The organism is Burkholderia cepacia, assembly GCF_001039005.1.
Taxonomy (GTDB): Bacteria; Pseudomonadota; Gammaproteobacteria; order Burkholderiales; family Burkholderiaceae; genus Burkholderia; species Burkholderia theae.
Genome location: NZ_LDWR01000037.1, coordinates 46,434 through 70,460 on the forward strand (window position 1 = coordinate 46,434; position 24,027 = coordinate 70,460).

Genomic DNA, 24,027 nt, shown 5'->3' on the forward strand with positions numbered 1-24,027 from the left:
TTCGGAAACGCGCCGCGCCATTAACAATCGAAACAATCGCCGTCGTGCGTCAGCCCAGCAGCGCGGCGAGCGCCGCCAGATCGAACGGCTTCGGCACGAACGGCAGGTCCGCGCGCCAGTCGGGATGGGTCTGATGAATCTCGGGCGGCAGGCCCGAGGTCAGCGCGACGCGCTGCGCCGGCCAGCGCTCGGCGAGCCTCGCCGCAAACGCGATGCCGCTGCCGCCCGCGCCGAGCGAGATGTCCGACAGCACGAGCGTGACGGGGCCGTGCTCGGCCAGCCAGCGCAATGCCGCGTCGCCGGTCGCCACCGCGTCGGCCCACGCGCCGAGTGCCGCGAACTGGCTGAGCGCCGTGTCGCGCACCTCGGGATCGTCGTCGACCACGAGCACGCGGGCACCGGCCGGTCCGGCAACGGGCGCGGCCACCGTGACGGCCGGCGCGCCGCGCCGTTCGGGCGGGGCGCTCTCGGGCAGCCACAGCTCCACGCGCGTCCCCTGGCCGACCTCGCTGTGGATGTGCAGATCGCCGCCGCTCTGGCGCACGAAGCCGTAGACGCTGCTGAGCCCGAGACCGCTCCCCTCGCCGGCCGCCTTGGTCGTGAAGAACGGCTCGATCACCTTGTCGAGCAGCACCGGCGCGATCCCGCAACCCGTGTCGGTCACGCTCAGCACGATCGTGTGCGGCGCGGCGACACCGTCGGCCGCCGGTGCGCGGCGCGCGGCCAGCGCCAGCGTCCCGCCGCCCGGCATCGCGGCGGCGCTGTTGAGCGCCAGGTTGAGGACCGCGTTCTCGAGCTGGCCGCGGTCGACGTTCACCCACATCGGCTCGGCGGCCGGCTCCAGCACGACGGTCACCCGCTGGCCCGCCGAGTATTCGACGAGATCGAGCATCTCCGCGAGCATCGCCCTGACCGACACGCGTTCGGCCTGCAGCGGCTGGCGCCGCGCGAACGCGAGCAGCCGCCGCGTGAGCCGCGACGCGCGTTCGGCCGCGCGGCGCGCCCGCTCGGCCATCGTCTGCGCGTCCTGCTGGCCGTCGAGCCGCGGCAGCAGCAACTCCAGGTTGCCGAGTATCGCGACGAGGAAGTTGTTGAAATCGTGCGCGACGCCGCCCGTCAACTGGCCGAGCACGTCCATCTTCTGCGCCTGGCGCAATTCCGCCTCGACCGCGCGCCGGCTCGTCAGGTCGCGGCAGACCGCCACCCATCCGCCGTCCGGAAGCGGCTGGCAGTGGAATTCGAGGGTCCGCTGGTCGCGCAGGTGCAGTTCGGCCGACGCGGCAATGCGCGCGCCGTCCGACGTGAGGGTCGCGGTCGCGCGCGACACCTGGCGCCAGCGCGCGGGCTGATGCATGGCCTGGCGCAGCATCGCGAGCGACAGACCCGCATGCAGCGTGCCCGGGTCGATCCCGAGCAGCGTCGCGAAGGTCGGGTTCCACGCGATCAGGCTGCCGTGCGTGTCGTGGACGGACACCCCGTCGTTCATCGAATTGAGCACCGACTCCTGCAGGCGGCGCTGCGACTCGAGCCCGTGGGTCAGTTGCTCCTTCTCGATCAGGTTGGTGCGGAACACCTCGAACGCGCGCGCCAGCTCGCCGATTTCGTCCGGCCGGTGCGTCGACGGCATCCGGTCGGACGTGATCCCTTTCGCGAGTCGCGCCATCACGCGCGTCATCGCCTGCAGCTTGTGCAGGATACGGCTCGCATACGCGACGCCGAGCAGCGCCACCACGACACCCGCGACGGCCAGCAGCAGCAGGCCCGACTGGCTGGAGACCGCGACCTTGCGCACCTTGTCGCTGCGCTCGCTGGCGATCTGCCGCAAGCGCTCGACATAGCGTGCCGACTTGCCGCTCAGGTGATCCGCGTGGCCACGCAGGAGCGTGACGAGATAACCCGTCTGCGCTTCGCTCGACAGAAACTCGCGGCGCACCGCGAACACACTGCGCGCGCCGCCGTCGAGTTGCTGCAGCGCATCGGCAAGCGCCGGCTGGCGGCGGTCCTCGGCGCGTTCGCGCACGCGCAGCCACAGCGCCTCGTTGTCGCTTTCCGCGCTGCCGAGCTCCGCGGCGTTGGCCGCCTGCAGCGCACCGGCCGTGCGGGCCCAGATCTCGAGCAGCGTCGGCGCGCGCTGCGCGATCACGCTCTTGTCGCGCGCGATGCTGTCGCCGATGCGGTCGTTCGCGAGGCGCAGCGCGTTCAGCTCCTCCTTGAGCTGCCGCTGCCGGCCCGACACGATCAGCAGCCGGGCGAGATCCTGGTCGATCGCGTCGAGATCGTCGATCACCGCGAGCTGCTCGCCCGCCTTCGCGGCGGGGCCCGGCTGTTTGCCGAAGCCCGGCGACAGCCGCCGGATGTCGCCGAGCAGGCCGCGCATCAGCTCGGTGTCGTTGTGCAGCAAGTCCGGCGAATCGGTCAGCATCATGCTCGGCGCGACCGCGGCGAGCTGTGCGACCTTGTCCGACAACTCGAGCGCGCGGGCAATCTCCGGCACCACGTTCGCCTCATATTCGTCGAGCGCGTTCTGGTTCGCGCGCATGCCGAGCACGCCGACCACCACGACCGCGAGCGTGATGCCGAACAGCAGCAGGAACGTCGCGATCAGCTTGGCCCGGACACTCCAGGGCGGCAACAGCCTCACCATCGTGCGCATCGCGTCACACGCGCACGACGGGCACCGCGAACACGTAGCCGATGCCACGCTGCGTGCGGATGTAGGTCGGCTGCTCGGGGTTCGGCTCGATCTTGCGGCGCAGGCGCAGGATCAGCACGTCGATCGTCCGGTCGTACACGTCGATGCCGAAGCCGCGCGTATGTTCGAGCAACTGGTCGCGCGACCAGACCCGCGACGGTTGCTGCACCATCGCCGCGAGCAACTCGAATTCGCCCTGCGTCAGCGCGCACGGGCCGCCGTTGTGCGTCAGCGTGCGCGCGGCCAGATCCATCGTCCAGCCGTCGAAGCAGTAGCGCGGGCCGCCGCCGTTCGACGCGGGGCGCGGCATCGACAGCTCGATCGTGCGCCGCAGCTGGGCGCGCACCCGTGCGATCAGTTCGCGCCCGGAGAACGGTTTCGTGACGAAATCGTCGGCCGCGGTCTCGAGGCCGAGGACCCGATCCGTCTCGTCGCCCAGGCCGCTGATCATGATGATCGACACGTCGGACCGGCGCCGCAGCTCGCGCGCGACCGTCAGGCCGTCCTCGCCGCGCAGCTTCAGGTCGAGAATCACGAGCGCGTGCGGCGCGGCCGCGAGCTGCTGCTGCATCCCGGCGGCGCTGTCGACGGCCGAGACCTCGAACCCGGCCTCTTCCAGCACGCTCTTCAGCCAGACGCGCACGTCCGGATCGTCGTCCAGCACCAGGATCCGATGTTTTTCTGACATGGGTGTTCTCCTCCAAGCCGGTCGCGCGCGCCGATTCGATCGGCCGCGCGGTGCGGGCTGGCATTTTTGTCGGTATGAGGCCGGACTGCGGTGGGATGACGCAGTCGGGCCGGAAGCGAATGGTGGCCGATCCGGGCCAATCCTGGCAAGTTCCCGTGCACGCGCATGGGCATGACGATGGGCGGGGCACTGCTTTCGCCTGCGCGGGGCGCAATAGAACGCGCGCGGGATTTTAACGTCGCAAAATTGCGGCGCAACCGTGTCGCGATCGGTGAATACCCTGCCCGGATAGCCGCCCGAACGGGCGAGCCGACGGTACGGAATGCCACGCGATTGCATCGGGCTCACGGGCCGAGCAGAAACACCGGCCGCACCGGCGTGCCCGATGCCCGAACACGATCGGACCGCCGACACGTCACGCACGCCTGACGCGCGCATCGATCCACGGTGATTTCATCAATCGATCTGCATGACGAACTAAATCGACGTCTCGTTGTCGCTGCCCGATCACGATCGCTCATGTCGTGTTCGGCGTCACAGTGCCACTCACCGCGATCGCTCGATCGCGGCCCATCCGGTTTCCGTTGTAGCGACGATCGCTCCGCATCGCCGTCGCTGCCGGTTCCTCTCCAAAAAAATTCACACGCGAAATACCTGCGCAGCCCGCCGAATCGCGCGCGTCTTGCGCGAAATCCGCGAGAAACCGGCTTCCCGCGTCGCACGGCGGTCACACATCGATTCGTTCGCGTGTAACCGATTTTCCTGCCGCCGCGTGTTCGCCGACGGCGCAATCGGGTGACCCACTCAACACATCGGCCGAGATTGTGCGCGCAACAATGTCAATGCCTCGCGCCCGGCGCCATGCGGGTTACCCGATTCCCGCATGGCGCCGGGCGCGCGGTCTTCAATAACCACATCTCACGAGGACATACCATGCAACTCCTATCCCATCCGGCGTGCCGCCCGTTTTATGAAGCTGGCGAACTCTCGCAACTGACTGCCTTCTACGAAGAAGGCCGCAACGTCATGTGGATGATGCTGCGATCGGAGCCGCGGCCGTGTTTCAACCAGCAACTCGTCACCGACATCATCCACCTGGCGCGCGTCGCACGCGACTCGGGCCTGCCGTTCGACTTCTGGGTGACGGGCTCGCTCGTCCCCGAGCTGTTCAACGTCGGCGGCGACCTGAGCTTCTTCGTCGACGCGATCCGCAGCGGCCGGCGCGACCAACTGATGGCCTATGCGCGCTCTTGCATCGACGGCGTCTACGAGATCTACACGGGCTTCGGCACCGGTGCGATCTCGCTCGCGATGGTCGAGGGCAGCGCGCTCGGCGGCGGCTTCGAGGCCGCGCTCGCGCATCACTTCGTGCTCGCGCAGAAAGGCGTGAAGCTCGGATTCCCCGAGATCGCGTTCAACCTGTTCCCGGGCATGGGCGGTTATTCGCTCGTCGCGCGCAAGGCGAACCGCGGCCTCGCGGAATCGCTGATCTCGACCGGCGAACCGCATGCGGCCGAGTGGTACCAGGACTGCGGGCTGATCGACCAGACGTTCGACGCCGGTGACGCGTATCTCGCGACGCGCACCTTCATCGACGTGACGAAACCGAAGCTCAACGGCGTGCGCGCGATGCTGCGCGCACGCGAGCGCGTGTTCCAGCTGTCGCGCTCGGAGCTGATGGACATCACGGAAGCGTGGGTGCATGCGGCGTTCACGATCGAGCCGAAGGACCTCGCGTACATGGAACGCCTCGTGATGCTGCAGAACCGGCGCGTGTCGAAGCTGCGCACGGTGTAACGCGACGGGCGCCGCCGCTTGCCGGCGGCGCCCCGCGCAGGAACGAAGCTCAGGCGATCAGCCTGAGCTTTCTCGTCTCCGCGAGCCACGCCTCGAATGCCTGGGCCGGCATCGGGCGCGCGTAGTAGTAGCCCTGCGCGTGATCGACGTCGAGTTGCTTGAGGAAGTCGGCTTCCGCATGCGTTTCGACACCTTCGGCGACCACCGTGAAATTGAGCGCCTTCGCGAGCGACACGACCGAGCGCACCAGCGCCTGCGAGCGCGGATTGCGGTCGATGCCCGTGATGAAGGTGCGGTCGAGCTTGATCGCGTCGAGCGGCAGGCGCGACAGTTGCGACAGCGACGAATAACCGGTGCCGAAATCGTCGAGATGGATCTCCGCGCCGAGCTGGCGGAACTGCCGCATCAGCCCGATGGCGGAATCCTCGTCGTCGATGAAGCAGCTCTCGGTCAGCTCGATGTCGAGCAGGCCGGGCTTCAGCCCCGCGCTGTCGAGTATCGACGCGAGCTGGTGCACGATGTTCATGTCCTGCAACTGCCGCGCGGACATGTTCACCGCGATCCGGATGCCGAGCCCCTTCGCCTTCCACGCGGCGGCCTGGGCGGCCGCGGTGCGCATCACCCAGCGCCCGAGCGGCGCGATCAGGCCCGACTCCTCCGCGAAGCGGATGAACTCGACCGGCGCGACGAGCCCGCGATCGGGCGACTGCCAGCGGATCAGCGCCTCGACGCCGTGCACGTCGCCCGTCGCGATGTCGACGACCGGCTGGTAGTGCAGCACGAACTGCTCTTCCTCGAGCGCCTTGCGCAGGTTCGTGTCGAGCCACATGTACTTCGCGACCTTCTGGTTCATCTCCAGCGAGAACACGCGGTACGTATGCTTGCCTTCTTCCTTCGCGACGTACATCGCGGTGTCCGCGCTGCGGATCAGCGTTTCGAGCGAATCGCCGTGCTGCGGATGCATCGCGATGCCGATCGAGCAGCTCGTGTAGACCTCCATCAACCCGAGGTGGATCGGCGTGCGCAGCCGTTCGAGGATGATCTGCGCGGTCGCTTCGAGCAGCGGCCGCGTGCCGTGCTCGAACAGCACGAGGAATTCGTCGCCGCCGAGCCGCGCGAGCGTCGCGCCGGACGGCAGGCAGCCGCCGATGATCCCCGACACGTCCTGCAGCAGGCGGTCGCCGGTGATGTGCCCGTAGTGATCGTTGACGCGCTTGAAGTTGTCGAGGTCGAGGAACAGGATGCCGACCTGGCCGCGCGACGCGGCGTTCTCGTCGGCGATCGCCGCGTGGATGCGCTCGCTGATCGCATGGCGGTTCGGCAGCCCGGTGAGCACGTCGGTGTTCGCCAGTTCGGTGAGCCGGTGCTGCGCGCTGCGCTCCTCGGTGATGTCGATGCCCGAGCAGATCAGGAACTGCTCCTCGACGCCGCTGCCGCTCTGCACGAACTTGTTGCGGAACTGGAACAGGCGCGGCCCGTTGACCGTGTTGATGTAGCGCTCGACCGCGTACGAGTGGTTGCTCGCGAAAAAGCCCGTGATGTTGGTGCGCGACTGCGCGCCCTGCTCGGGGCTCATGAACAGCTCGAACGCGCTGCGGCCGATCACGTCGACCTCGCGCTTGCCCGTCACTTCCTCGCACAGGCGGTTGAAGCGCTGCACCATCCCGTTGCGGTCGAGGATCACGACGAGCGAATTCACTTCGGACACGACCTGCTCGGCGAACGCGAGCCCGTGCGCGAGGTCGCCCGCGACGGACACGGTATCGGAATAGGCGGAGGCCGTGCCGGCCCAGTCGGTCGTGTTGACCTTCCTGCCGACGAGATGGAGGCTGACCTGATCGCCGAACAGCACGATGTCGAGCACGAGGTGCGACGTGACGCCCGTCAGCGCACGGATGCGCGCGGCCTGCTCGACCGTCAGCGCAACGGCGACGTTGGTCAGGCCGCGGACGGCGGCCAGCTCGAGCGCATTGCTGTCGCTGCCGAGACGCCAGCAGGGGCTGCGCGTACCGACATGCGCCTCGAGCACCGCGCTATCGTTTTCGTCATCCATGGACACGCCCCGATCCAGAAAAAACGCACAGTGTAGACGGAGGCGAGTTGGCCGACCGCCTCCCCGGGCCGCGCAGCGCGCGTCCCCGGCAGGGCAGCCGTGATTGCCGTGACAACGTTCCTCGTTCCGTACTCGTTTCCGACCAATGCGACCCGGCGTTCGCGCATGACGCGCGCAGGTTCTGCCTAACGAATGATGAGAGCCATCTTATCAAATGACGATGAGGATTGGCACTCACATTTAGAACTGAGTGTCAAGGAATCGGGACTCGGTTGGCAAGCCGGATTTTTCATGTTTGGCGGCGTGCGCCGGAGCGGGTGCGGCGGCCCGCATCGGGGCCGGAGAGGCAGGCTGAAAGCCCCGCCGGGTGGGCATCTGCGGCCGAACCTTGAATATAGGGCCCGATAGACTTCAGGACCGTGGCGGCAGGGTCGGATCGCATTCCGGCGACCCGACTTTCGGCCATTTTTGATTCTGTTTGTGCGTGAATGCGCGGCTTTATTCCACAGTCCGTTGCAATGCCGTCAGCTCGCCGTGCCGTAGCCGCCGCCGCCCGGCGTTTCGACGACGAACACGTCGCCCGGCGCCATCTGCGCGCGGCCGATATGTTCGAGCGCCTCGACCGTGCCGTCCGCACGCTCGATCGTGTTGCGGCCGAGCGCGCCGGCCGCGCCGCCCGCCGCGCCGAACGGTGCGTGGATCCGGTTGTTCGACAGGATCGACGCGGTCATCGGCTCGAGGAAGCGGATCCGCCGCACCGCGCCGTCGCCGCCGCGCCAGCGCCCGCCGCCGCCCGACCCGGCACGGATCCGGTGCGAGTCGAGCCGCACCGGGTAGCGCCATTCGAGCACTTCCGGATCGGTGAGCCGCGAGTTCGTCATGTGCGTCTGCACCGCGCCGACGCCCGCGAAACCGTCGCCCGCGCCGCTGCCGCCCGCGATCGTCTCGTAATACTGGTATCGGTCGTTGCCGAACGTGAAATTGTTCATCGTGCCCTGGCTCGACGCGACGCAGCCGAGCGCGCCGTACAGCGCGTTGGTGATCGCCGACGACGTCTCGACGTTGCCCGACACGACCGCGGCCGGATACTCGGGATTCAGCATCGAGCGCGCGGGCACGATCACCGTGAGCGGCTTCAGGCAGCCGGCGTTCAGCGGGATGTCGTCGCCCACCAGCGTGCGGAACACGTACAGCACGGCGGCCATGCAGACGGCCTTCGGCGCATTGAAGTTGTTGTCGAGCTGCGCGGACGTGCCGGTGAAATCGATCTCGGCACACCGCGCCGCGCGGTCGACGCGGATCGCGACGCGAATCTCCGCGCCGTTGTCGAGCGGATAGCGGTACGCGCCGTCCTGCAACGCGCCGATCACGCGCCGCACGGCTTCTTCCGCGTTGTCCTGCACGTGCCCCATGAACGCGAGCACGACGTCGCGGCCGAACTGCGCGACCATCCGGCGCAGCTCGTCGACGCCCTTCTGGTTCGCGGCGACCTGCGCGCGCAGGTCGGCCATGTTCTGCTCGACGTTGCGCGCCGGGTAGCGGCCCGACGCAAGCAGCGCGCGCGTGTCGGCATCACGCAGCACGCCGGCCGACACGAGCTGCCAGTTGTCGATCAGCACGCCTTCCTCGTCGATATGGGTCGAATCGGGCGGCATCGAGCCCGGCGTCGTGCCGCCGATGTCCGCGTGGTGGCCGCGCGAGCCGACGTAGAACAGCGGCGCGTCCGCGCCATCCGCGAACACCGGCGTGATGACTGTCACGTCCGGCAGGTGCGTGCCGCCGTGATACGGGTCGTTCAGCATGAACACGTCGCCGTCGCGCATGCGGCCGCGGTTGCGCTCGATCACCGTGCGGATGCTCTCGCCCATCGAGCCGAGATGCACCGGCATGTGCGGCGCGTTCGCGATCAGGTTGCCGTCGCCGTCGAAGATCGCGCACGAGAAGTCGAGGCGCTCCTTGATGTTCACCGAGTACGCGGTGTTCTGCAGCCGCAGCCCCATCTGCTCGGCGATCGACATGAACAGGTTGTTGAAGATCTCGAGCCGCACGGGGTCGGCATCGGTACCGAGCGAGCGGCGCGTCGGCAGCGGCGTCGTGCGCGTCAGCACGAGGTTGCCCTGCGCGGTCATCCGCGCGCACCAGCCGGGCTCGACGACGGTCGTGCCGTTCTTCTCCGCGATGATCGCCGGGCCGTCGATCGCGTCGCCGGCGAGCAGCGTGTCGCGCACGTAGAGCGCCGCGTCGTGCCACCGGCCGCCGGAATAAAAGCGCACGGCGGAATCGGCGCGCGGCGCGGCGCCCTCGCCCTCCTCGCGCGGCGCGAGCGGTGCGATTTCGACCGGCGCGTCGGAACGGCCGATCGCCTCGACCGACGCCAGCTCGGCGACGAGCGGCGTGCCAGGCATCAGGAACGCGTAACGCTGCCGGTACGCGTCCTCGAACGCCTGCTGCATCGCGTCGACGCTGCCGGCCGGCACGTCGAGCGCCGAATCGGTGCCCTGGTAGCGCAGGTGCACGCGCCGCTCGGTCGCGATCCGCTCCGGCGGCACGCCCTGTTCGAGCAGCGCGCCGACGGCCTCGTCGGCCAGCCGGTCGAGCGCCGCGTTCAGCGCCGGCAGCGATGCGTCGGACAGCACGGCCTCGACCGCGCGCTCGCGCATCGCGGTCTGGTCGGCGAGGCCCATCCCGTACGCGGACAGCACGCCCGCGAGCGGATGCGCGAACACCTGCGTCATCCCGAGCGCGTCGGCCACGCCGCACGCGTGCTGGCCGCCCGCGCCGCCGAACGTCGTCAGCACGTAGCGCGACACGTCGTGGCCGCGCTGCACGGAGATCTTCTTGATCGCGTTCGCCATGCTGCCGATCGCGATCTCCAGGAAGCCTTCGGCGAGCGCCTCGGGCGTCTCGCGCCGCCCGGTCGCCGCGTGGATCTCGTCGGCGAGCGCGGCGAACTTCGCGACCACGCCGTCGCGGTCGAGCGGCTCGTCCGCGTGCGGGCCGAACACACGCGGGAAATGATCGGGCTGGATCTTGCCGAGCATCACGTTGCAGTCGGTCACCGTCAGCGGGCCGCCGCGCCGGTACGCGGCCGGCCCCGGGTTCGCGCCGGCCGATTCGGGCCCGACGCGCAGCCGCGCGCCGTCGAAGCCGAGCACCGAGCCGCCGCCCGCGGCAACCGTATGGATGCTCATCATCGGCGCGCGCATCCGCACGCCGGCCACCTGCGTCTCGAACACGCGCTCGAACTCGCCGTTGTAGTGCGACACGTCGGTCGACGTGCCACCCATGTCGAAGCCGATCACCTGGCCGAAGCCGGCCGCGCGCGCGGCGCGCACCATCCCGACGATGCCGCCTGCCGGGCCCGACAGGATCGCGTCCTTGCCCTGGAACGCATCGGCGCGCGTCAGCCCGCCGCTGCTCTGCATGAACTGCAGGTTCACACCCGGCATCTCGTGCGCGACCTGCTCGACATAACGACGCAGGATCGGCGACAGATACGCGTCGACCACGGTCGTATCGCCGCGCGACACCATCTTCATCAGCGGCGACACTTCGTGCGACACCGATACCTGCGTGAAGCCGATGCGGCGCGCGAGTTCGGCGAGCGCGCGCTCGTGCGCGGTGTAGCGATAGCCGTGGATCAGCACGATCGCCAGCGCGCGCACGCCCGAGTCGAACACGCGGCGCAGCGACGCTTCGGCGCCCTGCGCATCGAGCGGCACGACGACGTCGCCATGCGCACCGATGCGCTCGTCGATCTCGACGACCGCCTCGTACAGCGCATCGGGCAGCACGATGTCGAGATCGAACAGGCGCGGCCGGTTCTGGTACGCGATGCGCAGCACGTCGCGAAAGCCGTGCGTGGTCGCGAGCGCGGTGCGCTCGCCCTTGCGTTCGAGCAGCGCGTTGGTCGCGACCGTCGTGCCCATCTTCACCATGTCGACGCGCTCGGGCGTGATCGGCTCGCCTTGCGCGAGGCCGAGCAGGTGGCGGATGCCGGCCACGGCCGCGTCGCGATACTGCTCGGGGTTCTCCGACAGCAGCTTGTGCGTGACGAGCGTGCCGTCGGGCCGCCGCGCAACGATGTCGGTGAACGTGCCGCCGCGGTCGATCCAGAATTGCCAGCGCGCGGCGTCGGAGGAAACGGGGGTGGTGTGTCGGTCAGTCATGATGTCGGGTCGATGCGTCGTTGATTCGAAGGACGAGCGCCGCCGCACGGCGCGCGTCGCGCGCCATGTCACGGTGTCGATGAAAAGGGGAAAACATGCAGGGCGGGCCGCCCTGCCGCTTATGGCTTATGGCTTGCGGCTTACGCGGCGTCGAGTTCGCGGCCGCGTGTCTCGGGCAGCGTCAGCGCGGCGACGATCACCACGCCGTATGCGGCGACCGCGAAGATCCCGATGCTCGTGCCGAGCCCGTATTCCTTCGACAGCGCGCCGATCAGGAACGGGAACAGTGCGCCGATCGCGCGGCCCACGTTGTAGCAGAAGCCCTGGCCGGAGCCGCGCACGCGGGTCGGGAACAGTTCGGTGAGGAACGCGCCCATCCCCGAGAAGATGCCCGACGCGAAGAAGCCGAGCGGGAAACCGAGCCACAGCATCGATGCATTGGTCAGGTTCAGCGACGTGTACGCGAACGCGATCACCATCGAGCCGACCGCGAACAGGATGAAATTGGGCTTGCGGCCGAGGCGGTCGGTCAGGTACGCGCTCGTCAGGTAACCGACCCACGAACCGAAGATGATCATCGCGAGATACCCGCCGGTGCCCATCACGGTCAGGTGCCGCTCGGTCTTCAGGAAGGTCGGCAGCCACGTCGTGATCGCGTAGTAGCCGCCCTGCGCGCCGGTCGTCAGCAGCGCCGCGCGCAGCGTCGTCGTGATCAGCTTCGGCGCGAAGATCTCGGTGAGGCGCGGCGCATCGGCCACCTTCGCCTGCGCGGCCTTCTCCTTCTCGTAGACGTCCGGCTCCTTCACGTAGCGGCGGATCGCGACGACCAGCAGTGCGGGCGCCAGCCCGACGAGGAACAGCGCGCGCCACGCCTGTTCGGCCGGCAGCACCGAGAACAGCAGCGCATACAGCAGCGCGCACAGCCCCCAGCCGATCGCCCAGCCCGACTGCACGAGGCCGACCGCCCTGCCGCGGTCGCGCGCACGGATCACTTCGCCGATCAGCACGGCGCCGGCCGTCCATTCGCCGCCGAAGCCGAAGCCCATCAGCGCGCGCGCCGCGAGCAGCTGGTGGTAGGACTGCGCGAGCCCGCACAGCGCGGTGAACACGGCGAACCACAGCACGGTGAGCTGCAGCGTGCGCACGCGGCCGATCCGGTCGGACAGGATGCCGGCGATCCAGCCGCCGAGCGCCGACGCGAGCAGCGTGATCGTGCCGATGAAGCCCGCATCCGCGAGCGAGATGCCCCAGGTCGCGACCAGCGTCGGGATCACGAACGACAGCATCTGCGTGTCCATCCCGTCGAGCATGTAGCCGACCTTGCAGCTCCAGAAGGCGCGGCGCTCGCGCGGTTGCGCGTCGGCATACCACGAGAACAGGCCGTTGCGCTCGGGGCTCGCGGGCTCCGCGGCGGGGGCCGCGAGGGTCTTGCTTTCCATGGTGGTGCTCCTGTCGTTATGCGCCGTCAAAGCGGTGTGGTGTCGTGCGTGCGTGTGTCGTGCTGGTGTGGTGCTGCTGTGGTGCGGGCAGCCGCCATCCCGGATCAGAACACGGCCAGCGATGCGTTGGTGATGTCGGTCATCAGCATGTGGCCGGGTGTATGCGCGATCGCGAGCGGCAGCTTCGCGTCCATCAGCGCGGTTTGCGGCGTCACGCCGCACGCCCAGAACACCGGCAGCTCGCCGTCGCGGATCGTCACCGCTTCGCCGAATTCGGGCGCGTTCAGATCCGCGATGCCCAGTTCCCGCGGGTGGCCGATATGAATCGGCGCGCCGTGCACGCCCGGGAACCGGCTCGTGATCTGCACCGCGCGGATCGCGTCGGCGCCGCGCATCGGCCGCATCGACACGACCAGCTGGCCGCCGAAGATGCCCGCGCGGCGGTTCGGAATCGACGTGCGATACATCGGCACGTTGCGCCCTTCCTCGACGTGGCGCAACCCGATCCCCTCGCGGGCCAGCATGTCCTCGAACGAGAACGAGCAGCCGATCGCGAATACGACGAAATCGTCGCGCCACAGCGCTTCCAGCGACTCGACGCGCTCGGTCAGGCGGCCGTCGCGGTAAATGTTGTAGCTCGGCACGTCGGTGCGGATGTCGAGATCCTCGCCGAGCGCGTCGACCCGGAACGCGCCCGGTTCGCCGACGCCGAGCAGCGGGCACGCCTTCGGGTTCGCCTGGCAGAAGCGCAGGAAATCGTGCGCATACGCGTCGGGCAGGATCGCGAGGTTGGCTTGCGCGAACGGGCCGCAGTGGCCTGCGGTCGGGCCGCGGAACGCGCCGCGGCGCACGGACTGGCGGAATTCGGAGGGCGTCATGAGGTTCTATCGCAGATCAGGATGTCGTCGGGATGACGGTGTCGCGTCATCGGATACGGCGAAGAATAGAAAAGAAAAAATTTTGTCGCCAACGAGTTTTTTTGCGCTTCGTGTATAGAATTTCTTAACGGAACTTGGGGTTTTCCCCGGTCCCGTTCACTTTTCCTCACCGGCAAGCTGCGCTTCCACCGTCCGCCCGACCGCCATGAACACGCGTTTTCTCGAAACCTTCGTCACGCTCGCGAAGCTGCGCAACTTCCGCACGACGGCCGCCGAGCTGCACGCGACGCCGGCCGCGATCTCGCAGCGCCTGAAAGCGCTCGAGGACGAGTTGCAGACCGTGCTCGTCGACCGCGACAGCCGCGAATTCCGGCTCACGCCGAACGGCGAGTACCTGCTCGGTTATGCGAAAGCCGTGGTCGAGGCGACCCAGCAGCTGCAGGCCGCCGCCGCCGGCGAGAGCGCATTGCGCGGCAAGCTGCGGCTCGGCGTGATCGAGACGGTCGTGCATAGCTGGTTGCCGCACTATATGCGCCGCCTCGCCGCCGACTATCCGGAACTCGAAATCGACCTGACCGTCGACGTGAGCGTCGTGCTGCAGCGCCGGCTGATGGCGGGCGAGCTCGACCTGATCATCCGCGTCGAGGGCAGCGACGAGGCGTCGGTCGTCTGCGACGCGCTCGCGAACTACCCGGTACGCTGGATCGCGCGCGCCGGGCTGCTGCCGAACACGCGCACGGGCCTCGCGCGGCAGGTGCTGCGCCAGCCGATCCTCACCTACGGGCGCGGCACCGCGCCCCACCGCGCACTCGAGGATATCGTGCGCACGCTCGCGCATGCGCACGGCGTGCCGCTGTCGGACACGCGCATCACCGGGTCGCCGTCGATCTCGGTGATCGTGCAGCTCGTGCGCGACGGCTTCGGCGTCGCCGCGATTCCGGTGCTGTTCGTCGATGCGCTGATCGAAAGCGGCGAAGTCGTCGAGCTGCCGCTGCAGCCGTCGCCGCCGTCGATCGTCGTGTCGATGTCGCGGCGCGCGGATGCGCCGCGATACGTGCACGGCGCGTCGATCGCCGCGCGGGCCGCGTGTCATGAGTATTGCGAGAAGAGTACGCGGCGGCTGGTTGAAGCGCTTTGATGCGGGGGGTCGACGCGCAGGCGTCGATACGGAGCGCGATACTCTCAGTCTGCGAACGCGCGCCGCACCGCCCTAAAAGAACACGGCCGCGGAAACCCGCGGCCGTGCGTCTTGCTCCCGGCATCAGCCGGGCATCGCCGGCGTCAGTGCGACCGGCCCGTTTCGGTACCCGGCGCGAACGAGATGCCGCGCAGCACTTCCGCGAATTTCGCAGTACGCAGCACGGCGAACTGCTCGTGCGCGGCCGTCGTCGCGCTCGTGTTCTTCAGCACGTCGCGCACCGCGACCAGCTGGTTCGGATCGGCGCCGACATCGCCGTTGCCGCTGACCGTCGACGTGATCGCCCAGATCGTCACCGTGCCGTCGCGCTCGACACGGCCCGTCAGGTTGCGCAGGCCAGCCGTCGCCGGTGCCCACGGCAGCCCCGTCGCGGCATTGTTGCCCAACGGATAACCTGCGACCGAATACGGCTGACCGAGCTTCAGCCCGTTCTGCAGCGTGTACGCGAGCTTCCACTGCTTCGCGTTCGCGTCGTACACCCACTTCTGCAGGCCGGCACCCGTCTGCGCGGCCGCATGCGTGTACAGGTCCGGGCCGCCCGTGTAGCCGTCGCCTTCATCCGCGACATACAGCGTGTTCGCATCGGCGAACCACATCCCGAACGGGTAGGACAGCGTCGTCGCGGTCTTGTTCGGCGTGGTCGGGAAGCCGGCCAGCACGCACATGTTGTTCGGCAGGCCGGTCGTCTGCAGCGTGGCCGGGTTGTACGCGAGCGGCGCCGTCGGCAGCTTCGCCTTCGGCGACGGCACGCCGACACCCGACGGGCACGCGGTGCCGGTCGTATCGACGAAGTACACCGTGTTCACGCCGTTGCCGCCGCTGCCTTTCGTGTAGTACACGACGTCGTCGTGCACCGCGATGCCGCGGAAGTTGTCGTCCTTGCCGATCTTGTCGGCCTTCGCGCCGAGTTCCGTGACCGAGAAGCTCGCGAGCGGCGTCGGCACGCCCGGGTCCTGCTGCGCTTCATGATGCTTCGCGCCGTCGATGATCTGCGCGCCCGCACCGAGAATCACGTTGTCGGGCTGCGGGTTCGAACCGTTGCCGGCATTGCCTGACGTGTAGTAGATCTCGCGGCCGTCGCGGTTGTTCAGGATCGCCGCGCGGCCGTTGTTGCCGCTGTACGCATTCGTCTCGGTGAAACGGAAATGCCCGTGACGATCGACGCGTGCGATCGCGCGATAGACGTTCTGCCCGTCCGGGTTCGTCGTATCGACCGCGGCCGGCGTGTTCGAATTCGACACGTCGATCGCGTTGACCGGCGCGACGTAACCCATGAACGTCAGGTAGTTGCCGTCGGCCGACAGGTGCAGGCCGAGTTCCGACTTCGAGCTGAAGCTCGTCACGAGCTGGTCGTGCGCGAAGCCCTTGTGCAGGCTGTTCGGTACTTCGAGCGTGCCGACGACGCCGCCGGCCGGCGTGATCTGGTCGAGGAAGATGCGCGACGTGATGCCGAAGCTGCCGTCGTAGCGGTCGTTGTTCCACACGGTCGGATAGGTGCCGTCGTTCGGCGCGCCGGTCGCCGCACCGCAGCCGCCGGTGGTCTTCGCGCAGTTCGGCGGCAGGATCGCGCCGGGCGGGACGTTGCCCGACACGTTGTCGTAGACGCTGCGGCTGAGCACCAGGAAGCCCGGGACGAAACCCGGCTCGAAACGGCTTGCGTCGCCGTCGTCATGCGGGGCGGCCTGCGCGCCGATGCTGGCTGCAATCAGCGTCAATGCGACAACGGGAACGGTTCGATCGCGCAGCGCGCGGCTGCGCTTCGCGGACAAGGCGAAATTCGGCATGGACAAGGCTCCGTACGACATCGAGTGAGGACGTTGTTGGTGGACAGACTGACGACGTGAAGCCCCGCCACCTTAGCCATGCTTGATGAAGAATTGATTGCACGCGGCCCCGCCTGAACCCGCATGCGAACGCGGGCCGCCGGTTGCGGCCTGCTGTTATTTATCCGTAATGCGAAAGAAATGAATCAGACAGCCAGTTACGCGGATAGGCCCGCATGCGGTTGCGCAAGCTTGCCGTCGCCGTACTCGCGCAGCACCTTCGAGATCACGACGCGATAACCGTCGAGCCAGCGCGCCTGCTGCGCTTTCGCTTCGAGATGCGCCGGATGCTGCATCAACTGCTGCAGCGCCGCTTCCGACTCCCAGTAGTAGACGTTCTGGATCAGCCCCGCTTCGGCGTTCTCCCACGTTTCCTCGCCGAGGTAGCCGGGTGTCGCGCGTGCCATGTCGGCAATCTGCCGGTCGAGCCGGTGGAATTCGTCGTCGTATTGTCCGGCGCGGAAAATGAAGGTCGACGCGTACATGCACGCTCCATCGAAGGCGATTGAAAGAGCGCCAAGTGTAAGGCACGCGCCGTGTGCCGCGATCGTCATGCGGCGAGCGTATCGGCGTCGAGCCGATCGTCGAGCCATGCGTCGATGCGCGGCGCGTCTTCACGCGTTCCGGCCGCGGGCGCCGGCATCGCCGCCAGCGCATGCCGCGCACGCTCAAGCGCCTGCGCGAAGCCGCGCAACTCGCGCGTCGCGGGCCGGTCGTCGATGCGGCGGCGCGCGAGCGCCGCTTCGATGCTTGCGCCGATCAACGCGCGTTGCGCGTCGATGAAGTCGATGCACAACGCGCGGCAACGTGCGGAAACCGGCGCGACGGCCAGCAGGACCGGCACGATCGATACGGTCAGGTAGCCGCCCGGTGCGAGCCGCGACAGCGCATGACGCAAGTCCTGCCCGCCCTCGGTCAGCGACGCGAATACCGCATCACGCCACACCGCACGCTCGAACGCAAGCGCATCGCGATGCGTGTCGAGCGCCGCACGATCGGCGACTTGCCCGGCCGTCACCATCGGAATCGGGAATCCCGGTTCGCCGGAAGACGGTGCGTCCTTCGATTCGACGATGCAGTTCGCGCCGAGCCATGCCGTTTCATCGCGCCGCGCGGCGAGCACGCGAGCCTGCAAGCGGTCCGGCAGCAGCGGATCGAGCGGCACCGCGCCGCAGATCGACGGCTTGTCCGCATGCACGCTGCAGCGGCCGTCGTCGGCCAGCGCCGCGCAACGGCCGAGCGACGGATAATCGTAGCCCTGCAGCGTCAGCGCGATCCATTCGCCGCCCGCGCCGCCGAAACGATGGAACAGGCGGTCCGCCAGCGCATCGGCAGCCGCGACGTCGTCCGCATCGAGCGCATGCTCGCGCCCGCCAGCACGCCAGCGCTCGCCGATCCGCCGCTTAGGAACACGACGGATCGTCAGCGCGCCGACGAAGCGGTGCCGATGCCGGAACAGTTCGCGCAACGACAGCGTCGGCGCGCTGTTGCAGCAGCGTCCGCATGCGTTGCACGCGAGCCGGTACGTGTCTACCACGGCCGCCGCACCGAGTCCTGGTAGCGCGTGAGGATGAAGCGCGCGACGTCGTCCGAGTGATACGCGGCGACGAGTTGCGTCACCCACGGTTTCGCGCGATCGGCGTTGCGCACCGTCAGCACGTTCGCATACGGCGAGCGCGCGTCCTCGATGCTGATGCTGTCACGTGCGGGCTGCAGCCCGACGCGCGCGGCTTCGTCGCTGTCGATCGCGACGAACGCGGCCGTGTCGAGCGCGGCGTAAAGACGATCGCGGCGCAGCGCGACGAGCTTCAGCCCGAGCCGGTTGCCGGTCACGTCGCGCAGCGTCGCATGCAGGCCGGCCTGCTCGCGCAGCGTCACCAGCGTATCGTTCTGCAGCAGCACGAGCGCGCGCGCCATCCCGCGCGGGTCGGCCGGAATCGCGACCGTCGCGCCGGGCTGCAGTTCGTTCAGGTTCTTCAGCTTGCGTGAATAAAGCGCCATCGGCAGCGTGACGGTCGGTGCGACCTCCGCCAGTGCGTAGCGTTTCTGCGCCCGCGTCGCGGCAAGCTGTTGCGCATCCTCGAAGCTGGCCGCGTCGATCCGGCCGTCGGCGAGCGCCGCGTCGATGCGCGACGCATCGTCGAATTCGACGACATCGACGCCGAATCCGCGCGAAGCGGCGACCCGCTTCACTTCGTCCAGGATCTGCGCATGCACGCCGCGCGTCACGCCGACGCGCACGGCCGGCACGACGGCTTCCGCGGCAACGGGCGAGCCCTGATGCACGACACCACACGCGGCCAGCAGCCACATGGAAACGAATCGCATGCCGCGCTTCATGAAGCATCCCTCAAGATCGTGCGAAAGCCGATGTGCGAGGCACCGAGATCGGCCTCCTGCTGTTCGCGCGACGACGCGCGATAACGCACGCAGTAGTCGCGCGAGCACAGGAACGAGCCGCCCTTGATGACCATCGGCGTATCGTGCCGGCGCGTCGGCGGCGCGACGGCCGCCGTGTCGCCGTTCGTGTGCGACTGGTGCGGGCCCGTGTACGCGTCCTTCGTCCATTCCCAGGCGTTGCCGATCATGTCGTAGAGCCGGAACCCGTTCGCCGCGTAGCAGCCGACGGGCGCGAGCCCCGCGTGACCGTCCTCGGCCGTGTCGAGCACCGGGAACACGCCCTGCCAGTAGTTCGCGGCCGGCTTGCCCTGCGCGTCGCGCGGCGCCGCGTCGAGCGATGCGTCGTCACGGCCGGCCTTGCCCGCGTATTCCCATTCGGCTTCGGTCGGCAGGTCGCGGCCGAGCCAGCGTGCATACGCGAACGCATCGCGCTGCGTGACGAGCGTGACGGGCAGGTTGCCGAGCCCGTCGACGCCGCTGCCGGGACCGCGCGGATGCCGCCACGATGCGCCCTTCACCCACGACCACCACGCGAGGTCACGTGCATTCATCTCGTCGCGCGTCGGCACATGGAACACCGCCGCGCCGCCCTGCTGCTCGGCCTCGGTCACATAGCCGGTCGCCTGCACGAATGCGGCGAACTGCGCGATCGTCACGTCGGTCTGGTCGATCCAGAATCCGCCAACATGCGTGCGGCCGTCGCCCACCGGACGCTCGTCCGCATAACCGCGCGTACTGCCGAACACGAACGCGCCGCCGCGCAGGTGCACCATCCCGGCCTTCGGATCGTCGCGCCACTTTGCCGGCAGCCCCGAATAACGCTCGCATTGCCGCTCCGAACCGAGCAGCGCGAGCGCGCGGCCGCGATTCGCGTCGTCGAACGCGCCGCCCGCCGTCTCCGCCGGATTCGCATAACCCACCGCGAACGCAGTGGCGAACAGCGTGGCAGCCAGCGCCGCGCCGATCGTCCAGAACCGGAACCGCATCGTGTCGCCCTCTCGCTCAGTAATAACCGCGCGGACGCAGCGGCTCGACGCCGCCGACGTTGCTCATGTAGGTCTTCCACTGGGTAACCAGCGTCTGGATCACCGACGGGTTCTGCGCCGACACGTCGGTCGTCTCGCCGCGATCCGACGCGAGGTCGTAAAGCTGCCAGTGACCGTCGGGCGGCCCGAGCGGCGGCTCCGTCCACAGCGCCTTCCAGCGGCCATCGCCGCTGCGCAGGTACGCGCGGCCGTATGCTTCGTCGCCGAACGGCGTCGTATGCACCTCGCCCGTCGCCGAACCGGTGAGCACCGGCAGCAGCGACTGGCCCGTGACCGGATACACGTAGCGGTTGTTGTAGATCACCTTGCCCTTGTTCTGGTCGACGCCCGTCAGCGTGTTGACGAGCGGCGGCGCCGGCTGCGACGGCGGCGTGACGCCCGCGACAGCGAGGAACGTCGCCGTGTTGTCGGTCACGTGCGTGAACGCGCGCAGCGTCGGCAAGGGCTGCGACTGGCCCGGCAGGCGCACGATCGTCGGCGTCGATACGCCGCCTTCGGCCGAATAACCCTTCGTGAGCCGGAACGGCGACGCGCTCACTTCGGCCCAGCGCAGCCCGTACTGCAGGCGCTGCGCGTTCTGCTTGCCGTTGTCGGTGCCGAGCGCCGAATAGATCGGCTCCTGCCCGTTCGCGGTGTCGGTCGCCGTCGGGTCCGCGCCCCCGTCGATCGGCCAGCCTTCCGCGCCGTTGTCCGACTGGAACATGATGAACGTGTTGTCGTACTGGCCGATGTCCTTCAGGTGCTGGATCAGCAGACCGATGTTGTAGTCGAGGTTCTCGACCATCCCCGCGTAGATCTCCATGTAGCGCGCCTGCGCACGGCGCTCGGCCGGCGACAGGCTCGACCACAGCTTGTCGACCTTGCCGGGGCCGTAGTCGCTGTAGCCGTCGGCAGCCGAATGCACCGCGCTGATGTATTTCGCGCTCGCGGTGCCGTTGTTCGCCGTCGCGGGCGACGCCGCCGTCGTTTCGGGCAGGCCGTCGAACGGCTTGAAATCGGCGGGAATCAGGCCGAGCGCTTTCTGCCGCGCGATCCGCGCGTTGCGGATCGCGTCGTAGCCGGCGTCGTACACGCCCGCGTACTTGTGCAGCCACGGGTCGGGCACCTGCAGCGGCCAGTGCGGCGACGTGTAGGCCGCGTACGCGAAGAACGGCTTGCCGTCGCGCTGGTTCGAATCGATGTACGAGATCAGCTTCTGCGTATAGAAATCGGTCGAATAGAACACGGCCGGGCTGCCGCCGGTGCCGCCCGGTTGCCCGGGCTGGCCCGGCTGCACGTAGCGGCCATCTTCCGTGTAGTTCGACGAGCCGGCCGGCTCGTGCGCGAAGTGGTTCGTCGCCGCGCCGCCGAGCAGCACGTAGCTGCGCTCGAAACCCCACTGGTCGGGCGTCTGCCCGCTGCCCGTCGCGCTGCCGACGATCCCCGAGCCGATGTGCCACTTGCCCGCGATATACGTGTGATAACCGGCGTCCTTCAGCAGTTGCGCGAACGACAGCGCGCGATCGTTCAGGTAACCCTCGTAGCCGGGCAGCCCGCGCCGCTCGTCGGTCGGCACGCCCATCGTGCCTTCGCCGACCAGATGGTGATCGGTGCCGGACACCAGCATCGCGCGCGTGATCGCGCAGACGGTGCCGGTGTGGTGGTTCGACAGGATGCGGCCCGATGCGACGAGCGCATCGAGGTTCGGCGTGTTGATCTCGCCGCCGAATGCATGGATGTCGGAATAGCCGAGATCGTCGGCCATGATGTACAGGATGTTCGGGCGCTTTGCGGCCGGGGTCGGGTCGGCTTGCGGCGGCGTCGCGGCGGACTGCGACGGCGCATCGCTGTCGACGCCGCCGCACGACGCGAGCGACAGCGTGCCGGCGATCGCGGCGCAGACCACACGGAAACGGAAAGCATGCAACGGCGAAGCGGACTTTTTCATTTTGTCGAACGCTCGATCTACGGGATCGGCGATCTTAGCGTCGCGCGCGCGGCGCCCAAAGTCGGATTCGTCACATGCTAACGGGGTGCGGGAATATGCGATGCAGGCCGAGTCCGGCAGCCCGCATCGCCGTGCATCAGCTCCGCCCGCCGAGGCTGCCGCCGCCGTCCACGGACAGCACCTGCCCCGTGACGAAACCGGCTTCGTCCGACAGGAAAAACCCGATCGCGGCCGCCACGTCGGCGGGCGTGCCGAGCCGGCGCGCGGGAATCGTCGCGAGCACCTTGCGTTCGGCTTCGCTGCCGACGGGGCGTGTCTGGCGGAACAGTTCCGTCTCGATCGGGCCCGGCGCAACCGCGTTGACCGTCACGCCATGTTCGGCCAGTTCGAGCGCCCACGTGCGCGTGCAGCCGACCAGCGCGCTCTTCGCGGCCGAATAGGCGGTGCGGTCGAGGCTGCCGAAAATCGCGCGGCTGCACACGTTGACGATGCGCCCGTGACCGCGCGCCTTCATCGCATCGACAAAGTGCTGCGTGACCTGGATCGCGGCCCGCACGTTGAGATCGAACACGGCCTGCAGCGACCGGAAATCGATCTGCCCGAGCGGCTGCGGCAACGCGATGCCCGCGTTGTTGACGATGCCGTCGACGTCGTGGCGCTCGCTGATGCGCGCAAGGGTTGCCGCCGTCTGCTCGACGTCGGCGAGATCGCACGCGAGCAATTCGCCGGGGAAATCGATGCCTTGTGCATGCCGCGCGAGACCGACGACGCGATGGCCGCGCTGCGCCAGAAGTGTGCTGACCGCGAAACCGATGCCGCGCGACGCGCCGGTGACGAGACAGGTGCGGGATGACATGATTCGTGCCTTTTCGGAAGGAAGCGAAGAAGTCGCGATGCATACGCAGTCGCGCCACGCATGCGCATTCCGGACGATTGTGAACCCGGCCGGAAAAACGCGTACGGTCGCCGGCACTCGCTTCGTTTGGACGTTCTGCCCGGATGCGGTGCGCGTGTCAGTAACGCATCACCAGAAACAAGCCGGCCGCCGCGAGCGCCATGCCGGGCCATGCAAGCGCACCGATCGTCTCGCCGAGCGCCACCAGCGCGATCAGCGCGGTCGCGGGCGGAATCAGGAAGAACAGCGCCGACACGCGCGACGCTTCGCCGTATCGCACCATCGCGAGCAGCAGCGAGATCGCGATCAGCGAATTGCAGATCACGAGGTACGCGAGCGAACCGGCGAGGCCGGCGGTCCATTGCACATGCATCGGTTCGAGCGCGAACGCGAGCGGCGCGGTGACAGCCAGCCCGACCGTGTATTGCACGAGGTTCGCGGTGACCGGATGCACGTCGGTGCCGAAGCGCTTTTCCCACAGCGTGCCGCCGGTGATGCACGCGAGCGCGAGCAGCGCGAATGCCAGCGCCCACGGCGACGCGACGTCGACCGACGAGCGCGCGAGGATCACCAGCACCGCGCCCGCGGCGCCGAGCGCGAGCCCGACCCAGCGCAGCACGCCGACGCGCTCGCCGGCGATCATCGGCGCGAGCAGCCCGACGAGAATCGGCTGCTGCGACGTGACGAGCGCGACCGCGCCGGCCGACATGCCGAGCTTCAGGCTCAGGTACGTAAACGCGAAATAGCCGGCCTGCAGCAACAGGCCGACGACGACGAGGTTGCGCCATTCGCGCCGCGTGCGCGGCAACGCGGGGCGCAGCCACAGGAACGGGCCGGCGAGCAACGCGACGACGCACGCATAGCGCAGCGCGAGGAACGTGAGCGGATCGGCATAGCGCAGGCCCAGCTTCAGGAACACGAAACCGCTGGCCCACAGCAGCAGGAACAGCGCGGGCGCGATGCGCAGCCAGCCGGGTGGCTGCCTGGCCATCGGGGTGTCGATCGCGGTCATGCGCGCGCGC

16 protein-coding genes are annotated in these 24,027 nt (G+C 68.5%); 2 read left to right on the top strand and 14 right to left on the bottom strand.

Annotation, left to right across the window (positions count from 1 at the left end):
* Window positions 1-49 precede the first annotated feature (49 nt).
* Window positions 50-2,644 carry an ATP-binding protein gene (locus VL15_RS21095; RefSeq protein ID WP_230684494.1) on the bottom strand — a complete coding sequence of 865 codons (2,595 nt, stop codon included), beginning with the start codon at window positions 2,642-2,644 and terminating at the stop codon, window positions 50-52.
* Between the two features lie 13 nt (window positions 2,645-2,657).
* Entirely contained in the window at window positions 2,658-3,380 is a 723-nt protein-coding gene (locus VL15_RS21100) for a winged helix-turn-helix domain-containing protein (RefSeq protein ID WP_048248247.1), read from the bottom strand.
* A gap of 933 nt (window positions 3,381-4,313) precedes the next feature.
* Here VL15_RS21100 and VL15_RS21105 point away from each other — a divergent pair.
* Window positions 4,314-5,177, top strand: a complete 864-nt coding sequence (locus VL15_RS21105; RefSeq protein ID WP_048248248.1) for a crotonase/enoyl-CoA hydratase family protein — start codon at window positions 4,314-4,316, stop codon at window positions 5,175-5,177.
* A gap of 49 nt (window positions 5,178-5,226) precedes the next feature.
* On the opposite strand, the gene pdeR is transcribed toward VL15_RS21105, so the two are convergent.
* From pdeR to VL15_RS21125, 4 genes are all read right to left on the bottom strand, one after another.
* Window positions 5,227-7,230: a cyclic di-GMP phosphodiesterase gene (gene pdeR, locus VL15_RS21110; RefSeq protein ID WP_048248249.1), complete on the bottom strand. Its 2,004-nt coding sequence runs from the start codon at window positions 7,228-7,230 to the stop codon at window positions 5,227-5,229.
* 524 nt (window positions 7,231-7,754) lie between these two features.
* Window positions 7,755-11,399 carry a hydantoinase B/oxoprolinase family protein gene (locus tag VL15_RS21115; RefSeq protein WP_048248290.1) on the bottom strand — a complete coding sequence of 1,215 codons (3,645 nt, stop codon included), beginning with the start codon at window positions 11,397-11,399 and terminating at the stop codon, window positions 7,755-7,757.
* A gap of 140 nt (window positions 11,400-11,539) precedes the next feature.
* A complete protein-coding gene (locus VL15_RS21120) occupies window positions 11,540-12,838 on the bottom strand; it encodes an MFS transporter (RefSeq protein WP_048248250.1) in 1,299 nt (432 codons plus the stop codon).
* Window positions 12,839-12,942: 104 nt separating this feature from the next.
* Window positions 12,943-13,716, bottom strand: a complete 774-nt coding sequence (locus VL15_RS21125) for a putative hydro-lyase (RefSeq protein WP_048248251.1) — start codon at window positions 13,714-13,716, stop codon at window positions 12,943-12,945.
* A 205-nt stretch (window positions 13,717-13,921) separates the two neighbouring features.
* On the opposite strand from VL15_RS21125, the gene VL15_RS21130 reads away from it, so the two are divergent.
* Window positions 13,922-14,854, top strand: a complete 933-nt coding sequence (locus VL15_RS21130) for a LysR family transcriptional regulator (RefSeq protein WP_048248252.1) — start codon at window positions 13,922-13,924, stop codon at window positions 14,852-14,854.
* A gap of 143 nt (window positions 14,855-14,997) precedes the next feature.
* Here the strand turns inward: VL15_RS21130 and VL15_RS21135 are convergent, their stop codons facing one another.
* From VL15_RS21135 to VL15_RS21170, 8 genes are all read right to left on the bottom strand, one after another.
* Complete coding sequence (locus VL15_RS21135; RefSeq protein WP_048248253.1) at window positions 14,998-16,698, bottom strand: hypothetical protein; 1,701 nt, start codon at window positions 16,696-16,698, stop codon at window positions 14,998-15,000.
* A 197-nt stretch (window positions 16,699-16,895) separates the two neighbouring features.
* The gene (locus VL15_RS21140) at window positions 16,896-17,222 is read right to left on the bottom strand and encodes an antibiotic biosynthesis monooxygenase family protein (protein WP_048248254.1); all 327 of its coding nucleotides are present in this window, start codon (window positions 17,220-17,222) and stop codon (window positions 16,896-16,898) included.
* Between the two features lie 65 nt (window positions 17,223-17,287).
* On the bottom strand, window positions 17,288-18,274 hold the full coding sequence (locus VL15_RS21145) for a YkgJ family cysteine cluster protein (protein WP_048248255.1): 987 nt from the start codon (window positions 18,272-18,274) through the stop codon (window positions 17,288-17,290).
* The gene (locus VL15_RS21150; RefSeq protein WP_048248256.1) at window positions 18,268-19,077 is read right to left on the bottom strand and encodes a MetQ/NlpA family lipoprotein; all 810 of its coding nucleotides are present in this window, start codon (window positions 19,075-19,077) and stop codon (window positions 18,268-18,270) included. Before VL15_RS21150 ends, VL15_RS21145 begins: the two co-directional genes overlap by 7 nt.
* Window positions 19,074-20,123, bottom strand: coding sequence for a formylglycine-generating enzyme family protein (locus tag VL15_RS21155; RefSeq protein ID WP_048248257.1), 1,050 nt, complete (start codon window positions 20,121-20,123; stop codon window positions 19,074-19,076). Before VL15_RS21155 ends, VL15_RS21150 begins: the two co-directional genes overlap by 4 nt.
* Before the next feature lie 16 nt (window positions 20,124-20,139).
* Window positions 20,140-22,110 carry an arylsulfatase gene (locus VL15_RS21160; protein ID WP_048248258.1) on the bottom strand — a complete coding sequence of 657 codons (1,971 nt, stop codon included), beginning with the start codon at window positions 22,108-22,110 and terminating at the stop codon, window positions 20,140-20,142.
* 136 nt (window positions 22,111-22,246) lie between these two features.
* A complete protein-coding gene (locus tag VL15_RS21165) occupies window positions 22,247-22,966 on the bottom strand; it encodes an SDR family oxidoreductase (protein ID WP_048248259.1) in 720 nt (239 codons plus the stop codon).
* Window positions 22,967-23,123: 157 nt separating this feature from the next.
* Window positions 23,124-24,017 (bottom strand): DMT family transporter, encoded by an 894-nt coding sequence (locus VL15_RS21170; protein WP_048248260.1) that lies wholly within the window; start codon window positions 24,015-24,017, stop codon window positions 23,124-23,126.
* Window positions 24,018-24,027 lie beyond the last annotated feature (10 nt).

Excerpts from the sequence above, each read along its gene's own strand:
- VL15_RS21130 (WP_048248252.1), top strand. The coding sequence starts at position 13,922 with ATGAACACGCGTTTTCTCGAAACCTTCGTCACGCTCGCGAAGCTGCGC.
- pdeR (WP_048248249.1), bottom strand. The coding sequence starts at position 7,230 with ATGGATGACGAAAACGATAGCGCGGTGCTCGAGGCGCATGTCGGTACG.
- VL15_RS21120 (WP_048248250.1), bottom strand. The coding sequence starts at position 12,838 with ATGGAAAGCAAGACCCTCGCGGCCCCCGCCGCGGAGCCCGCGAGCCCC.
- VL15_RS21095 (WP_230684494.1), bottom strand. The coding sequence starts at position 2,644 with ATGGTGAGGCTGTTGCCGCCCTGGAGTGTCCGGGCCAAGCTGATCGCG.
- VL15_RS21170 (WP_048248260.1), bottom strand. The coding sequence starts at position 24,017 with ATGACCGCGATCGACACCCCGATGGCCAGGCAGCCACCCGGCTGGCTG.
- VL15_RS21115 (WP_048248290.1), bottom strand. The coding sequence starts at position 11,399 with ATGACTGACCGACACACCACCCCCGTTTCCTCCGACGCCGCGCGCTGG.
- VL15_RS21125 (WP_048248251.1), bottom strand. The coding sequence starts at position 13,716 with ATGACGCCCTCCGAATTCCGCCAGTCCGTGCGCCGCGGCGCGTTCCGC.
- VL15_RS21140 (WP_048248254.1), bottom strand. The coding sequence starts at position 17,222 with ATGTACGCGTCGACCTTCATTTTCCGCGCCGGACAATACGACGACGAA.
- VL15_RS21100 (WP_048248247.1), bottom strand. The coding sequence starts at position 3,380 with ATGTCAGAAAAACATCGGATCCTGGTGCTGGACGACGATCCGGACGTG.
- VL15_RS21135 (WP_048248253.1), bottom strand. The coding sequence starts at position 16,698 with ATGCCGAATTTCGCCTTGTCCGCGAAGCGCAGCCGCGCGCTGCGCGAT.
- VL15_RS21165 (WP_048248259.1), bottom strand. The coding sequence starts at position 22,966 with ATGTCATCCCGCACCTGTCTCGTCACCGGCGCGTCGCGCGGCATCGGT.
- VL15_RS21155 (WP_048248257.1), bottom strand. The coding sequence starts at position 20,123 with ATGCGGTTCCGGTTCTGGACGATCGGCGCGGCGCTGGCTGCCACGCTG.
- VL15_RS21160 (WP_048248258.1), bottom strand. The coding sequence starts at position 22,110 with ATGAAAAAGTCCGCTTCGCCGTTGCATGCTTTCCGTTTCCGTGTGGTC.
- VL15_RS21105 (WP_048248248.1), top strand. The coding sequence starts at position 4,314 with ATGCAACTCCTATCCCATCCGGCGTGCCGCCCGTTTTATGAAGCTGGC.
- VL15_RS21150 (WP_048248256.1), bottom strand. The coding sequence starts at position 19,077 with ATGAAGCGCGGCATGCGATTCGTTTCCATGTGGCTGCTGGCCGCGTGT.